Below are 16,146 nucleotides of genomic sequence, written 5' to 3'. Positions count from 1 at the left end.
TATCTATTGATATTGATAAAATAGTTCAACTAAGTTAAAAGCACTTAATGAATAATTTTATTGAACAAAATGTTTCATTAGAAAAATGTCCAGCTTTAGTTCTTAATGCTGACTATAGGCCATTAAGTTATTACCCATTGTCTTTATGGTCATGGCAAGATACTGTTAAATCTGTTTTTTTAGATAGAGTTATAATTGTCAGCAACTATGACAGAATAATAAGAAGTCCTTCATTTAATATGCAATTACCTAGTGTTATTGCACTGAAAGATTATATCATTCCACAGACCAAACCTAGTTTTACAAGATTTAATGTTTTTTTAAGAGATAAATTTTCATGTCAATATTGTGGAAGTAGTGAAGAGTTAACTTTTGATCATTTATTACCAAGATCAAAAGGAGGTGAAACAAATTGGGATAATGTAGTAACCGCTTGTTCATCTTGTAATGTTAAAAAGGGTGGAAAATTATTAAAATTTTCAGGAATGAAACTCAACCAGAGTCCATACAGACCCTCTACTGAAGATTTACATAAGAATGGCAAAAACTTTCCTCCAAATTTTTTACATAAAAGTTGGATGGATTATTTATATTGGGATGTCGAGTTAGAATCTTAAATTTTTTCAGAGATATTTATTGCAATTTTAGAGCCAGTTTTAATTATTTTATCTAATATTGAGTAGGCACCTTTTTTTGTTGCACCCTCGTCATAAGCAATATCCTTGTGATGTATTTCATCTTCTCTAAATTTAATAATCTTTTTTTTAAGATTTTTTTCATAATTACCAAGTTGGTTTATTTGGTCGAGATAATGTTTATCAATAACTTCTTCCACGGAGGCAGTGCAAAGCATCGCAGCTTTTTTTCCCAATAAAGTTGATCCAAATCCTAACCCCACTCCCAATAAATCCCATAGAGGTAAAAATTTTGTTGGTTGAATATTTCTTTTCTTTATTTCATTTTCAAAAAATTCACAATGTTCTTTTTCGTGTTCTTTCATTTCTTCAATAGTTTTTTTTAAACTATCGTCTTTAATAAATGTATTTAAAGCAAGTAATTGACCTTCATAAATTTTGATTGCACCTCTTTCCCCTGCATGATCAACTCTAATGAATTCTTCAACTCTTTTATTATTAATTTTTGTCATAATCTAAATAAATTTTTGCTGTGTATATTGTAATTAATAAAGATATTAAAATATTATAAGTTGTAAGTGATAATCCAAAGATTTTAAATGTTACATCTTTGCAAGAAACGCTTTTTTCTTGTAATTGCTTTAAAATGTCTTCTTTTGATAACAAATTTGACCCACTTTTAAGATCACAAACCATTGATTCTTGAATAAAACCTTGCTCAATACCTAAATGATATAAAGATAGAATAGTTGCAATAAAAAATACAATTGTAAGCAGTATTAAAAAATATTTTTCAAAATGATTAAATTTATAATTTAATAAAATTAATATAATTGCTATCAGATATGGTATTCTTTCTAAAATACAAAGATTACAAGGCTGATGACCCAATTTATATTCAATAAAGAACGCAGATGCTAAAGCAACAATACTGATTAAAAAGATAAGTTTTATTAATAAATTTTTACTGTTTTTAGCCATTAGGTTTTAAAAATAAATATATAAATACAAAGATTATAACTATTAAAATTCCAATAACAGTAAACCATTTTGATCCATGTTTATTCATATATTCAGTAAATAATTCGCCAAATTTATAGGATAGAAATGCAACAATAAAAAATCTAAGTGACCTTGAAACTAGACTGACAATTATAAAAATAGGTAAATTAAATGCAATTAAGCCACTCGAGATTGTAAAAGCTTTATATGGCAAAGGTGTAAAGCCTGCTAAAAAAAGTATACTCAACCATGCAAGGAAACCACTTCCTTTAGACATGCTTGATTTTAAATTTTCAACTTTATCTTCATAATTATAAAACTCGATAACATACATTGCCAAATCAAAAAATAGGTAACCAATTAGATATCCTAAAATACCTCCTAAAACTGAAAATATGGAAGCTATTAAAAATATTTTTATAAATGCTTTTTTTTTAGCAATTACCATTGGAATAATCATTACATCTGGAGGTATAGGAAAAAATGAACTTTCAATAAAAGATACAAGACCTAAATAAAAGTTTGAATTTTTATGTCCAGCTAAATTCAAACATTTTTTATAAAGTCTTTGAAACATTTTTTGGTTTTAATATAAATTTAGTTCTTATACTATTTAAATATAATTTAATAAATATTAAGGGCGAATGGCGGAACTGGTAGACGCGCACGACTCAAAATCGTGTTTCGTAAGAAGTGAGAGTTCGATTCTCTCTTCGCCCACCAGAAATAATGAATTTAGATAACTTAAATAACTTAATTGAACTATTTTCTCTTCAAGTAGACAAACAAAATAAAAAAGATATTTTTTTAGAATGGCTAAATCCATTAAATAAAAAAACATATACATGGGAAGAAACACAAAATAATATTTTAAAATTATCAAAAATAATTAGAGAAAATATAAAAGAAGATGATAGATGCCTTTTAGTCTCTGAAAATAGACCAGAATGGTTTATTTCTGATATGGCAATTATGTTGTCAGGAGGAATTACGGTACCTGCGTACACAACATACACAGAAGATGATTATAAATATTTAATTGAAGATTGTGAACCTAGCTTAGTAATTGTTTCAAACAATGAAATGCTTAAAAAATTGAATAATACAATTAATGAAAAAAAATTTATAAAGAAAATAATAACATTAGATGAAGTTAATAAAGTAACTAATGACTTAAACATAATAGATAAAGAAAAATATTTAAATTTTAATTCTATAATAAAAAATAATTTATTAGATGAAGATAAAATACAGAATAATAAATTACAAAGAACTTCACCAGCCTGTATAATTTATACATCAGGAACTGGGGGTAACCCAAAAGGTGTAATCTTAAGTCATGGTGGAATTTTGAATAATCTTGTGGGAGCATCTGAGATTTTAAAACCACTTATAGATTCAAGGCCAGTATTTTTAACTTGGCTTCCACTCTCTCATTCTTACGAGCATAGTGTCCAATTTGTCCAGATCGCTGTAGGAGCAAAAGTATTTTATGCAGAAAAAATAGAAAAACTTCTAGAAAATATATCTGTGGCAAAACCCACAATAATGACAGCAGTTCCAAGATTCTATCAAAATCTTTACAACAAAATAAATATTAATTTAAAAAAACAATCAGGTTTTAAAGCTAAATTAATTGATGCAACTATTCGATTGGGTAAGAAAAAATTATTAAACCAAAAAATGACTATTTTAGAAAAATTTGTAAATATTATAACTGAAGCTTTAGTTAGAAAAAAAATAAAAAAACAGTTTGGTGGAAACCTAAAAGCTTTTGTTTCAGGCGGAGGTGCTCTAGATAAAGAAATAGGAGAATTTTTGAATTCCATAGGACTGCCTACACTACAAGGTTATGGTCTAACAGAAACATCACCAGTAGTAAGTTGTAACCCCATAGATAAGATAAAAGTCGAAACTGTCGGACCACCTTTTCAAGGAAACCAAGTAAAAATTGCTGATGATGGGGAAATCTTAGTTAAAGGGGAAAATGTAATGTTGGGGTATTGGAATAAAAAAGAAGAGACAGATGAAGTTATAATTGATGGATGGCTTCATACAGGTGATATAGGAGAAATAGATCCTGAAGATGGGTATTTAAAAATAACAGATAGAAAAAAAGATATTATTGTAAGTGCAGGAGGAGACAACATTTCACCAGCCAAAATTGAAAATATGATTACAAATGAACCAGAAATAGATCAATGTATGGTTTATGGCGATAAAAAAAATTATTTAGTTGCATTAATAGTGCCTAGTAAAGATTTTTTAAGAGAAAAAGATAAAATTAATAATGTAATTGAAAAAATAAATAAAAAATTAACTTTATTAGAAAAAATAAAAAAAATTCAATTAATAGATGAAAATTTCTCAATAGAAAATGGTTTAATGACACCAACAATGAAAGTAAAAAGAAAAAAAGTTACTGAAAAATATAAAAATCAATTAGAAAAACTTTATTAAATTACATTTAAAATCTGATTATTAACCGCATAAACATTAACAAAATTAATTAAAAAAAATTTTTAAAAAAATAAAAATAAAAAAAAATTTTTTTAAAATTTATGTTTTAATTAAAGAATTGACATAACTTGTATAAAAAAATAAAAATATAGTAACAGCGAATCAATTTGATTCGTTAAACTTAAACAGGGAGCTAAAGATGCCTAAGAAAAGAAAAAAAGCTGCAAAAAAAACTAAGAAAAAAGCAGCAAAGAAAACTAAGAAAAAAGCAAAAAAGGCTAAAAAAGCTAAAAGAAGAAAAAGATAGTAATTTACTAATCTTTACTAAAAACGCTTCTCATTACAATCTGTATGAGAGGCGTTTTTTTTATTCGTCTAAATCTTCATCAGTATCTGAGATAGGTTCTTCCTCAGGTAATTCTGTAGTAGAAGCTTTGGGTGGAGAAGCAACAGGTTGAGTTTGCCCACCTAAATTTCTCTTCAAAGCTTTATCAAGCTTCTTTTGAGTGTCTTCTAGTGACATATTTAGTACTATCTGAAATTCAGATAATATTCTTTCATAAGCTTTTTCAAATAGTTGTCTTTCACTATAAGATTGATCGACCATAAGATCATCACCTTTATTTAAATCTCTCACAACTTCTGCCAATTCATAAATTTTACCCGAAGAGATTTTAGCTTCGTATTCTTGTGCTCTTCTACTCCACATTGACCTTTTTATTTTTGGTTTACTCTTAAGAATAGAGATACATTTATTTACTTGATTGATGGTAGCTAAAGGTCTCAAATGTGATTGTTTATTAACTGGAACCATACCATTTGCTTTATCCTTTTCAAATTTTATTACATAGGTCTCAACATCTATTCCACCTATGTTAATTTTTTTAAATTCTGAAATTTGACCAACGCCATGTTTAGGATAAACAACGTGATCTTTAATTTTGTATTCTCTTTTTTCAGTTTCTTGTTTTTTTACTTTTTTTATTTCAGGCTTAACCTCATTACTTTTAGAAATTCTTAAATTATCTACTTTTGTTTCCTCCTTTATTTCACTTTTTTTTGATATTTTTTTGACCTTAGTTGTCTTAGAGGAAGTTTTTTTTAAAATTTTTTTTGGCGCAACTTTCTTTGCAACTTTTTTAACTTTTTTAACTTTTTTTGGTTTTACGACTTTTTTGATTACTTTTTTGGCTACTTTTTTTTTCACTTTTTTTTCAGTCTTACTTTTAAAGATTTTCTTTAAAATATTTTTCGTACTTATTTTGCTCATCCTTAAATTTTTCATGATCCGTTGGTGGATCTTTTTTTTCACTTATATTCGGCCAGATCTCAGAATATTTTGTATTGATTTCCAACCATTTTTCACTTCCAGGTTCTGTATCTGCAGTTATGGCATCAACAGGACACTCCGGCTCGCAAACGCCACAATCTATACACTCATCCGGTTTAATTACAAGCATATTTTTACCTTCATAGAAACAATCTACCGGGCATACATCAACACAATCAGTTAATTTACATTTAATACATTTGTCATTTACTATATAAGTCATTTAAGATTTTCGATTTTGAATTCTATTCTTAATATCTCCCATAGTTTTACTGTCAATATATAAGAGGCCAGCAAGGCGTCGCATTAAATTTGTCTCATATATATCAGCATCTTCATTTGAGTAGATTATAGACCATAATGCTTCTATTATTTTAATTTTATCTTCCTCAGCTAGGTTTTTGAATTCTCTTGTAAATTCTAAAATTTGATTTGAATTTTCTTCGATAAATTTTGCTTCTTTAATTATTTTATCCAATTCATTTTCATCAGAGCCTAGTTCTAGTAAAGTTTTTTTTATTATTTCTTCCTCACTATTTGTATAATTTTCATCAATCTTAGCTGTATGGATTAATAATGCACAAATTTTTACTAAAAAATTACTTTCTGTTTTATTTTCATTTTTTTTAAAAAACATAAAAATTATCCAAGATTTAAATTTTTTAATACTTTGAAAGGATTTTCACTAGAAACTTCTTTAACTGGATTTTTTTTAAACTGTTTTAAAGGGCTGTATTTGAAAAATGTTTCTTCTTCTTTATCAAAAATTTTATAACCCATTTTCTTTAAAAGTTTTTTAAAATTGTCTTTACTACAACCCAGAAGATTTAACATTTCAGGTACCATTTTTATCTCTTTATTTTCTTTTGAGTTAGAATTAATTATTTGCATGAAAAGTCTTTCCAAAATATCAATTCTAACAAATAAATTATCAAATTTTTCAAAACCACAAAGTAGCATAAAATTTCTATTTCTAGACTCTTGATCATCTAAAAAATTAAGACCAAAAGTAGGAGGTTTTAATTTATAATATTTTTGATGAAAATTTTTCCACAATAAAGTTCTGAGAGATACTGCCTCAGGCTTAATTAATTGATATAAAAAAACATGATATCTTCCAAATTTTACACCAAGATCCCTTAAAATTTTTCTTTCATTTTGACCTAATGATTTTAAATATTCTGAAACTTGTTCTCGTTTTAGCACTCCGTTATTTTCATAAAGTTGATAAGCTAATGCTTTAATTGAGGAGTTTTTTTCTTTAAGATTTTTTAAATCAATAAGACTTTTTAGTACTGAGTTAATTTTTGTCTGTATCCACTTGTGAATAAAGTCAACTAATTTTTGTTTTGGGTTTTGTTCTATTGTGTCATCAATAATAAGTTCAAAATTAGGATTTAAGTAGTCATTTCCAACAGATAGTTTTGCTATAGGAAAATTATTCCAATAAATTTTAAAATCATCATTCAACTCAATAAGCCCTGTATCAATAATTATTTGAATTCTTTTTTCAAGCTCAGGCCCAATAGATTGTCTAGCTGCTTTTTTTAATGATTTAATGTCAGTTTCTAACGCTCCTTTTTTAAAATCTAACTCTAGTTTAAGACCTATTATTTTTCCTATGAATTGATCATCAATTATCACATCGTTATTTTCAAAAATTTCTGTCTTAAATTCCATATCTTGTTTTAAACCTCTTGCAAGAACACTGGCTCTTTTATCAATGAAAGTTTTTGTAAGTTCTTCATGAAGTCTATCTGAAAGTCTATCTTCTAAGTGTTTTGTTTTTTCTATCCAATAGTCTTGATTTTCAATCCAGTTATTTTTATTAGAAACATAAGACCAAGTTCTAACATTTGCAATTCTATTTGATAAAGAATCTACATTTCCTTCTAATTTATCAAGTTTTATAAGCTGTAATCTCATAAATTCATCACTAATTTGTCCTTTTTCACTGTTTAGAAATGAAAATACATTGCCAATAACTTCATAGTGATTTCCATAAGTTTTCTTAACAAAATCGGGTATTTGGCAACATTCCCATAATAGGCTTAACGATTTCTTATTAAATTCTAAATTAATTAAACTTTTTTCTCTTAAAAAATATTTTAAGGCTTTTTCGTCTTCACATTCGTGTATTTTTCTTAACCAATCTGTATGAGGTTTTTCCTCAAGAGATTTAATTAAACTCAATGGATTATTAAAGTTAAGATTTGAATTTCTCCAAAAAAGATTTCTAATTTCTTCAAATTTATGATTTTCTAACAGCTCAACATCTTCGGATGTAATTTCTTTACAATCACCAGTGATTCCAAAATTACCATCATTAAGATATCTACCAGCCCTACCTGCAATTTGACCAATTTCAGAGAGATTTAATTTTCTCAATTTTTTGCCATCAAATTTTTTGAGATTTGAAAAAAAAACATGGTCTAAATCCATATTAATTCCCATTCCTATAGCATCAGTTGCCACTAAAAAATCAACATCGCCTGACTGATACAATTCTACTTGGGCATTTCTTGTTTTAGGGCTTAATGATCCCATTACTATTGCAGCACCACCCTTTTGTCTTCTTATAAGTTCTGCTATGGCATAAACTTCTTCTGCAGAAAAAGCTATTATTGCTGTTTTTCTATTTATTCTAGAAATTTTTTTATGACCTGTATATGTTAGTTTTGATAAACGGTTTCTGTTTATAAACTTTACATCTGCATCAAGTTTAGAAATTATATTTTTAATGGTATTAGAACCCATGAGCATTGTGAGTTTTTCTCCTCTCATATTTAAAAGTCTATCTGTAAAAATATGACCTCTTTCATGATCAGCACACATTTGTATTTCATCCACTCCAACAAATTCTAAATGTTTATCTATGGGCATAGACTCAACAGTACATAAGAAATATTTTGCATTTTGAGGGATTATTTTTTCTTCGCCAGTGATCAAAGCTACTTTATCAATACTAATTTTTTTAATTACTTTGTCATAAACTTCTCTAGCTAATAATCTTAATGGAAATCCAATCATACCAGTATCAAAAGACAGCATAGTCTCTATAGCTAGATGGGTTTTGCCTGTATTAGTCGGCCCAAGAATAGCTGTGATTTTGTGTTTAGTCATTTCTATCTTTGGTATATCTTTTTCTTTACCTACCAGATATTGTTGCTGTTAAAGAACAAAAATAGACTAAAACATGACCGAATCGTAGGGTAAAAAGTTCTCATTTTACTTATATAGTTCAGTTAGATTATCATAAATAAGATTAATTCTATAATGGTAATTTAAAAATATGACCAAAAAAATTTGGCAAGCATCCTTAAATCAAAAAAGAAATTCAATTCTCAATAATTTTGAAAAATATATTTCTGAAAAATTTAATAAAAATTTTAATGGTGATTATCAAAAGATACTTAATTGGAGCATTAAAAATTCCCCAGAATTTTGGAGTGCTTTCTGGAGTTTTAGCAAAATCAAAGGCATAAAAGGGAATAAAAAGATTAAAAAATCTAAAATATTTTATAAAAATAAATTTCTACCAAATAGTAAATTAAATTTTGCTGAGAATTTATTAACTAAAAATAATAATGAAAAGGCTATAACTTTTATAAGTGAAAATAATTATAGAGAAGAGAGAAGTTGGGTTAAATTAAATGAAAACACAAGTAAGTTGATACAGTTCCTTAAAGACAAAAAGATTAAAAAAAAAGATAGAATAGCTGCATACATGCCAAATACTATTGAAACAGTAGAAGCTTTTTTGGCCACATCTTCAATAGGAGCAATATGGTCTTCTTGTTCACCAGATTTTGGAGTAAAGGGAGTAATCGAAAGATTTTCTCAAATAAATCCAAAGTTATTATTTATTACTGATCAATATTTTTATAATGGAAAAAATATTAATGTTTTAGTGAGACTTTCAGAAATATTAAAAAAAATACCTTCAATTAAAAATATTGTAGTTGTTAGTTATCCTGGAAAAAAATTTATAAATTATAAATTACCATTTAGAAAAAATATTTTTAGATGGAATGAATTAATGAAAATTAGTTCTAGGAATATAAATTTCACTAAATATGATTTTAATCATGAACTTGCCATACTTTATTCAAGTGGTACAACAGGAAAACCTAAATGTATTTGTCATAGGACTGGAGGAGTATTAATTCAACATAAAAAAGAACATCAATTACATTGTGATATTAAAGAAGGAGATAATGTTTTTTACTTTACTACTTGTGGATGGATGATGTGGAATTGGTTAGTAAGTGTTTTAGCTTCTAAAGCCTCAATAGTATTATTTGATGGTTCGCCAATGTTTAAGAAAGATGACTTATTGCTAAAAATTGCAGAGAAAGAAAATATTACATTTTTAGGAATAAGCGCAAAATATGCAGATGCATTACGTAAATTAAAACCAAAACTAAAATATAAGTATAATCTAGAAAAGTTAAAAACTATTTGTTCAACTGGATCACCTTTATCAAATGAAGGGTTTAAATATGTATATCAAAATATAAAAAAGAATGTTCATTTAGCGTCAATTTCAGGTGGAACTGATATTGTTTCATGTTTTGTTTTGGGAAATTTATATCAACCAGTGCACGTGGGAGAGATTCAAAATAAAGGACTAGCTTTAGATGTTGATATTTTTAATGACAAAGGGAAATCTATAAAAAATAAAAAAGGAGAATTAATTTGTAAAAATCCTTTCCCTTCAATGCCATTGAAGTTTTGGAATGATAAAAATGATAAAAAGTATAAAAATGCATATTTCAATCGTTTCTCTAATGTTTGGCATCATGGTGATTTTGCAGAAATAAAAACAAATAATGGTTTCGTCATTCATGGCCGATCAGATACAACTTTAAATCCTGGTGGTGTCAGGCTTGGAACTGCAGAAATTTATTCTGAGGTTGAAAAATTTAAGGAAGTAAAAGAGTCAATTGTTGTGGGGCAATCTTGGGATAATGATGTTAGAATTGTTTTATTTTTAATTATGAATTCAAAATTTTATCTTACTGAAGATTTATTAAAAAGAATAAAAATGCAAATCAGAAAAAATGCTTCTCCAAGACATGTTCCTAGTAAAGTAATTGTAGTTAATGATATTCCAAGAACTAAAAGTGGGAAAATTGTAGAATTAGCAGTTAAAAATACAATTGAGCGAAACAAAATAAAAAATAAAGAAGCTTTAGCAAATCCTGATTCTTTAAAATATTTTATGAATTTAAAAGAGCTTAGTAATTAAATGTTAAAAGATTTAGTTAAAAGCCTTAAACCATCTTCAACATTAGCAATAAATGAGACTTCTAGAAAATTAGAGGAGCAAGGAAAAAAAATATTTAAATTTGGTTTTGGACAATCTCCATTTAAAGTTCCATTTGATGTTGTAGAGGAATTAAAAAATAATGCTCATCAAAATCAATATTTACCCATGCAAGGTTTATCCAAGTTGAGAGATGCAGTAGCAAAGTATACTTCCAGTAAAAAAAATTTTAATTATAAATCTGAAAATGTAATTATAGGACCTGGATCTAAAGAATTAATGTTTTTACTACATATAATTTTTGATGGAGAAATTATTTTACCTGCTCCAAGCTGGGTTTCTTATGCACCTCAGGCAATGCTTGGAAGAAATAAAATAAAAATTTTACAAACAAAAGCAGAAAATAACTGGTTCCCAACGGCAAAAGAAATTGAGGAACTTATTCTAAAAGAAAAAAATAAAAACTATTTATTATTTATTAATTCACCAAATAATCCATCTGGCCAAATTTGTGAAAACTTAGAAGAAATAGCTGCAGTTGCTAATAAATATAATCTAATTATTTTATCTGATGAAATTTATTCTGAACTAAGTTTTGAAAAAAATTATAAATCTATTTCAAATTATTGTCCTGAAAAAACAATTGTTAGTACAGGTTTAAGTAAATGGTGTGGAGCTGGTGGATGGCGATTGGGCTATTTTATAGTACCAAACTCCTTAAATAAGTTTAAAGATATGATTAATGTTTTGGCAAGTGAAACTTTTTCTGCTGTCAGTGCTCCCATTCAATATGCAGCAATTAAAGCTTACGAAAACGACCACTCAGATTACATTAATAAATCAAGAAATATTTTAAAAACAGTTGGTAATTACGTTTATGAAAATTTAAAATCAAATAAAGTTTTAATTAATAAACCTCAAGGTGGATTTTATTTAATGCCTGAGTTTTTAAATAAAAAGTTTAATTCTTCAACTGAAATGTGTGACGATATCTTAAATAAGACAGGTGTTGCTTTATTACCTGGATCTGATTTTGGCTTTGATCAAAATCGAATGTTAGCAAGATTAAGTTTTACTGATTTTGATGGAAAAAAATTTATGGAAGAAATTGAAGACAACACAAAAATTGATGATACTTTGATTAATGAGTTAGCTCCTAAGATAGTCGAAGGTGTTGATAAGTTGAAAAAGTGGTCAGAATCAATATAAAATCTGACTATACATACCCAATTAATTGCTGTTAGAATTACAATATAAAAAATAACGATACATGGGGAGAAAAAATGAAAAAAATAATTACATCTCTATCTAGTGCTTTACTGATATTAGCCGCATCTTTATCATTAACTGGTGTTGCAAAATCAGCAGAGTTTTTTACGATAGGAACAGGCGGACCTACTGGAGTTTATTTCCAAACAGGTAACGCAATCTGTAAAATGTTACATAAATCTGCAATTGCTAAAGAACATGGAAGAAAAAAGGGTATTGATAAAGCTTACAGATGTACAGCACCCTCAACAGGTGGATCAAATTATAATATTGGTCAAATCGCTGCCGGTGAGTTTCAATTTGGTGTTGCTCAATCTGACTGGCAATATCATGCAGTAAATGGATCAAGTAAATGGGAAGGTAAACAATATAAAGGCTTACGAGCTGTATTTTCTGTTCACAATGAACCATTTCAAATTTGGGCAAGAAAAAAAGCTAAAATCAAAGATTTTGCTGGCTTAAAAGGAAAAGTTGTAAATATTGGTAACCCTGGTTCAGGACAAAGAGGAACTATGGAAGAGCTTATGAAAGCAAAAGGTGTTGATAATAGTTTCTTTAAATCAACAACTGAATTAACTTCATCTGAGCAAGTTAAAGCATTGTGCGATGGTAAGATAGATGCTTTTGGTTATTCTGTAGGATTTCCAAATGGAGCTATGGAACAAGCAGCAACTTGTGCAGCAAAAGCTTCTCCAATTAACTTAACTGGATCAGAAGTTCAGGGTTTAATTGATGGTGCAGATTATTATGCTAAAGCAGTAATACCTGCTGGAACTTATACAGGACAAAAAAAAGATGCTACTACTTTTGGTGTTAAAGCTACTGTAGTAACTAGTAATATGGTTGAGTCTGATCTTGTTTATTTAGTTGTTAAAGCAGTATTCGAAAACTTTGATGATTTCAGAAAACAACATCCTGCTTTCTCTTCACTTAAAAAAGAAGATATGATTGCAGATGGTTTATCAGCTCCACTTCACGAAGGTGCAGTTAGATATTACAAAGAAGCTGGATTAATGTAATCCAATTACTTAATTAAATTAAAAGGCCTGATTTTTATCGGGCCTTTTTTTTATAATAAGGTATCTTTTTATAATGAGTCAAAGCATTAATGAAAAAGTAAAAAGTAAGATAAATGAAGACCTATCTCCAACAAGAAATTTAACAGGACTTCATCTTAAAATTGTAGCTTTAATAGCAATTATTTGGTCTTTATTTCAGCTTTGGTATGCTTCACCATTTCCTTTTATGTTTAATATTGGAATGTTTAAAGGACTTCCAGCTAGAGCTATACATTTAGGTTTTGCTCTAACTTTAGCTTTTTTAATTTATCCAATATCTAAAGGAAAAAAAATTTCCATAATTGATGTAATAATAAGCTTCGTTGGAGCTTTTTCATGTCTTTATATATATTTTTTCTATGATCAACTTGTTGATCGTGGAGGAGTTCTTTTAAATATTTCAATTAATGAAAATTATAATTTACCCGTTGAATTAATCATTGGTAGTTGTGGTATATTGATTTTATTGGAGGCAACAAGACGCGCAATTGGTTTGCCATTAGTTATTATTGCAATTTGTTTTTTATTATTCTCTTACTTTGGAAGATATGCACCAGAAATAATTTCTCATGGAGGTCTTTCATTAAATAGACTTGTTGGATTTCAATGGCTTGATCAAGAGGCTATATTTGGAATTCCTATTGGTGTTTCGGTTGATTTTATATTTTTGTTTGTCCTATTCGGTGCATTATTAGAAACCGCTGGAGGAGGTAAATATTTTTTAGACTTGGCATTTGCTATGGTTGGAAAAATGAGAGGTGGACCCGCAAAAGCCGCAATTTTAGGCTCTGGAATGACAGGATTAATCTCAGGATCTTCCATTGCAAACACAGTAACAACTGGAACATTTACAATTCCTATTATGAAAAAAACTGGTTTTTCTGAGGAAAAAGCTGGTGCAATAGAAGTTTCATCTTCAGTAAATGGTCAAATTATGCCACCAGTTATGGGTGCTGCAGCGTTTGTTATGGCAAGTTTTATTGGTGTTACATATTTTGAAGTTGTTAAACATGCATTTTTACCAGCAATAATTTCTTACATTGCATTATTTTATATTTCACATCTTGAGGCTCTAAAATTAAATTTAAAAGGGATGGATGATGCAGATGTACCAAATTTAAAAAAAACATTTTTATCAGGAATTCATTTTTTAATACCAATCTTTGTTTTAATTTATATGTTGGTCTACCTAAGATTTACAGCTTCTTATTCAATATTTTATGCAACTGTATCGCTTATATTTGTAAATTTAATTTATTTATTATTTAAAAACTCAAATTTTAAGGAAGCTCTTAAAGAGTGGTTTAATCAAACAATAGTGGGCTTTGAAAAAGGTGCGTTAAATATGGTTGGTGTTGGAATAGCAATCGCAACAGCAGGTATTATTGTTGGAGCAGTTGGGTCCACAGGTTTAAGCACAAATCTTATTATTGTTATAGAGTCTATTGCAAAAGATAATGTTACTATTTTATTATTTTTAACAATTATTTTATGCCTACTTTTAGGAATGGGATTGCCTACTACAGCAAATTATGTAGTCGTAGCCTCATTAATGGCAACTGTTCTGGTAGATGTAGGAAATGCATCTGGTTTTATTTTTCCACTTATAGCAGTTCATTTGTTTGTATTTTATTTTGGTTTAATGGCTGATGTTACTCCACCTGTAGGTTTAGCTTCATACGCTGCTGCAGCTATATCGGGAGGTGATCCTTTAAAAACTGGCCTACAAGCATTTTGGTACAGTTTAAGAACAGGAATTCTTCCAATTGTATTTTTATTTAATCACGAACTATTATTAATAGGAATAGAGAATATTTGGCATGGACTAGTTGTAATTGCAACCTCTCTAATAGGAATATTAGTTTTTACTTCTGCTACACAAGGTTGGTTTATTAATAAATTAAGATGGTATGAGATTGTTATTTTTTTAATTATTTCTATTTCCTTGTTGTCACCTGAATTTGTATTAAATAAATTTTATCCAAAATATAATTATCAAGATATTTATAAAATTAATTCAGTAAAATTAGATCCTACAAAAGAAGTTAGATTCAAAATTACAAGACCAAGTCCATACGGAGAAAGATATAAACTTTTTGTTATTAATAAAAATACTTTTGAAACAGAATATAATATTGAACAATATGGAATTAGCCTTGTTAGAGAGAAAGATAAAATTGTTGTTGATAATTTAAAATGGAATGGAGAAGCTAAGAAAAGTGGTTTTGAGATGGGTGATTTAATTAGTGAATTTAAAATAGAAAATTCTAATAGACCAAACAAAACTAAAATATATCCAATAGCAATTTTATTATTATTTATTTTTGGTTATTTAAATTCAAAAAGAAAACAATAATTTGGCCTTCGCTAATTCGCTTATTTTATTTTTAATATCTTCCAAACTCCAGATCCAGAAGTTATAATTTTGTCATTACACTTTAATTCACAAAACAAAAATATTAGAGTGTTTGTCTTTTTTAATATTTTTGTAAATCCAGTTATCTCATCACCAACTTTTGAGGCACCAATAAATTTTAAATCTAAAGAAATAGTTACACATGGCGATCCATTAGCTGCTCTATGAGCTGAGGTTCCTGCCCCTGCATCAATTAAAGCTGATAAATAACCACCATGAGTTATCCCTGCAGCATTTAAATGATTTTCATTGATTGTAGATTTAAATTCATATTCTGTCTCAGAAATTGTTCTAAATAAAACACCTCCGTTATGTTTCATAAATCCAGGCTTAATACTTATTTGTTCAAATTTATCACTCATATTTTTTTTATAATACAAAAGTTAAAAATAATAAAATTATAAAAATAATTATAAAAAAATATATTACTGATTTTTGTAATGATGTTTTTAATAGCCAATTTAACATTCAATTTCCTTTTTGGTGGACCGCCCAGAACTCGAATCTGGAATCTCCCGGTTCGTAGCCGAGCGCCTTATCCAATTTGGCCAGCGGTCCTTAATTAATTTATTTTATAAAAATATTATAAAGTTACTGTATTTTTTAATTTTATTAACAATTTTTGTGAAATAAAAATACAGCTTTGCATAAAAATCCTAATTAATGTGCTAAAATAACATTAAATATACTTTTTTTTAGGTATATAA

At 27.8% G+C, this 16,146-nt stretch carries 14 protein-coding genes and 2 tRNA genes; 7 read left to right on the top strand and 9 right to left on the bottom strand.

The features are described 5' to 3' along the window. The first annotated feature begins 47 nt into the window (after window positions 1-47). Window positions 48-617, top strand: coding sequence for an HNH endonuclease (locus PB7211_RS00830; RefSeq protein WP_008544332.1), 570 nt, complete (start codon window positions 48-50; stop codon window positions 615-617). Here PB7211_RS00830 and PB7211_RS00825 read toward each other — a convergent pair. The 3 genes from PB7211_RS00825 to PB7211_RS00815 are packed head-to-tail and all read right to left on the bottom strand — an operon-like array spanning window position 614 to window position 2,214. Beyond that, window positions 614-1,147, bottom strand: coding sequence for a demethoxyubiquinone hydroxylase family protein (locus tag PB7211_RS00825; RefSeq protein ID WP_008545333.1), 534 nt, complete (start codon window positions 1,145-1,147; stop codon window positions 614-616). The genes PB7211_RS00830 and PB7211_RS00825 overlap by 4 nt on opposite strands. After that, window positions 1,134-1,616, bottom strand: coding sequence for a disulfide bond formation protein B (locus PB7211_RS00820; protein ID WP_008544161.1), 483 nt, complete (start codon window positions 1,614-1,616; stop codon window positions 1,134-1,136). The genes PB7211_RS00825 and PB7211_RS00820 overlap by 14 nt, the downstream gene beginning before the upstream one ends. Next, window positions 1,609-2,214, bottom strand: a complete 606-nt coding sequence (locus tag PB7211_RS00815) for a YqaA family protein (RefSeq protein ID WP_008545657.1) — start codon at window positions 2,212-2,214, stop codon at window positions 1,609-1,611. The genes PB7211_RS00820 and PB7211_RS00815 overlap by 8 nt, the downstream gene beginning before the upstream one ends. A 61-nt stretch (window positions 2,215-2,275) precedes the next feature. On the opposite strand from PB7211_RS00815, the gene PB7211_RS00810 reads away from it, so the two are divergent. Both PB7211_RS00810 and PB7211_RS00805 read left to right on the top strand, forming a co-directional pair. Continuing rightward, window positions 2,276-2,360: transfer RNA gene (locus tag PB7211_RS00810), tRNA-Leu, on the top strand. Window positions 2,361-2,366: 6 nt separating this feature from the next. Continuing rightward, a complete protein-coding gene (locus PB7211_RS00805; RefSeq protein ID WP_008545157.1) occupies window positions 2,367-4,097 on the top strand; it encodes an AMP-dependent synthetase/ligase in 1,731 nt (576 codons plus the stop codon). 367 nt (window positions 4,098-4,464) lie between these two features. Here PB7211_RS00805 and PB7211_RS00800 read toward each other — a convergent pair whose 3' ends face one another. From PB7211_RS00800 to PB7211_RS00785, 4 genes are read right to left on the bottom strand one after another with little or no spacing between them, the layout of a single operon-like run. Further along, window positions 4,465-5,382, bottom strand: coding sequence for a CarD family transcriptional regulator (locus tag PB7211_RS00800; protein ID WP_034398701.1), 918 nt, complete (start codon window positions 5,380-5,382; stop codon window positions 4,465-4,467). Further along, on the bottom strand, window positions 5,324-5,650 hold the full coding sequence (gene fdxA / locus PB7211_RS00795; RefSeq protein WP_034398699.1) for a ferredoxin FdxA: 327 nt from the start codon (window positions 5,648-5,650) through the stop codon (window positions 5,324-5,326). The genes PB7211_RS00800 and fdxA overlap by 59 nt, the downstream gene beginning before the upstream one ends. Next, complete coding sequence (locus tag PB7211_RS00790; protein ID WP_008544352.1) at window positions 5,651-6,064, bottom strand: tellurite resistance TerB family protein; 414 nt, start codon at window positions 6,062-6,064, stop codon at window positions 5,651-5,653. 5 nt (window positions 6,065-6,069) lie between these two features. Then, complete coding sequence (locus PB7211_RS00785; RefSeq protein ID WP_008545605.1) at window positions 6,070-8,550, bottom strand: helicase-related protein; 2,481 nt, start codon at window positions 8,548-8,550, stop codon at window positions 6,070-6,072. Between the two features lie 169 nt (window positions 8,551-8,719). Between PB7211_RS00785 and PB7211_RS00780 the strand changes: the two genes are divergently transcribed. From PB7211_RS00780 to PB7211_RS00765, 4 genes are all read left to right on the top strand, one after another. Beyond that, complete coding sequence (locus PB7211_RS00780) at window positions 8,720-10,678, top strand: acetoacetate--CoA ligase (protein ID WP_008544244.1); 1,959 nt, start codon at window positions 8,720-8,722, stop codon at window positions 10,676-10,678. Beyond that, on the top strand, window positions 10,679-11,905 hold the full coding sequence (locus PB7211_RS00775) for a pyridoxal phosphate-dependent aminotransferase (protein ID WP_034398691.1): 1,227 nt from the start codon (window positions 10,679-10,681) through the stop codon (window positions 11,903-11,905). Window positions 11,906-11,979: 74 nt separating this feature from the next. After that, complete coding sequence (locus PB7211_RS00770; RefSeq protein WP_008545786.1) at window positions 11,980-12,984, top strand: TAXI family TRAP transporter solute-binding subunit; 1,005 nt, start codon at window positions 11,980-11,982, stop codon at window positions 12,982-12,984. A 73-nt stretch (window positions 12,985-13,057) separates the two neighbouring features. Beyond that, complete coding sequence (locus PB7211_RS00765; protein WP_008545452.1) at window positions 13,058-15,379, top strand: TRAP transporter permease; 2,322 nt, start codon at window positions 13,058-13,060, stop codon at window positions 15,377-15,379. 20 nt (window positions 15,380-15,399) lie between these two features. Here PB7211_RS00765 and PB7211_RS00760 read toward each other — a convergent pair whose 3' ends face one another. After that, window positions 15,400-15,801, bottom strand: coding sequence for a PaaI family thioesterase (locus PB7211_RS00760; RefSeq protein ID WP_008544981.1), 402 nt, complete (start codon window positions 15,799-15,801; stop codon window positions 15,400-15,402). A gap of 119 nt (window positions 15,802-15,920) precedes the next feature. Further along, a tRNA-Arg gene (locus PB7211_RS00755) sits at window positions 15,921-15,997 on the bottom strand. Window positions 15,998-16,146 lie beyond the last annotated feature (149 nt).

This window comes from Candidatus Pelagibacter sp. HTCC7211 (genome assembly GCF_000155895.1).
In the GTDB taxonomy this organism is placed as follows: Bacteria; Pseudomonadota; Alphaproteobacteria; order Pelagibacterales; family Pelagibacteraceae; genus Pelagibacter.
This window is presented reverse-complemented; position numbering and strand designations above follow the sequence as displayed.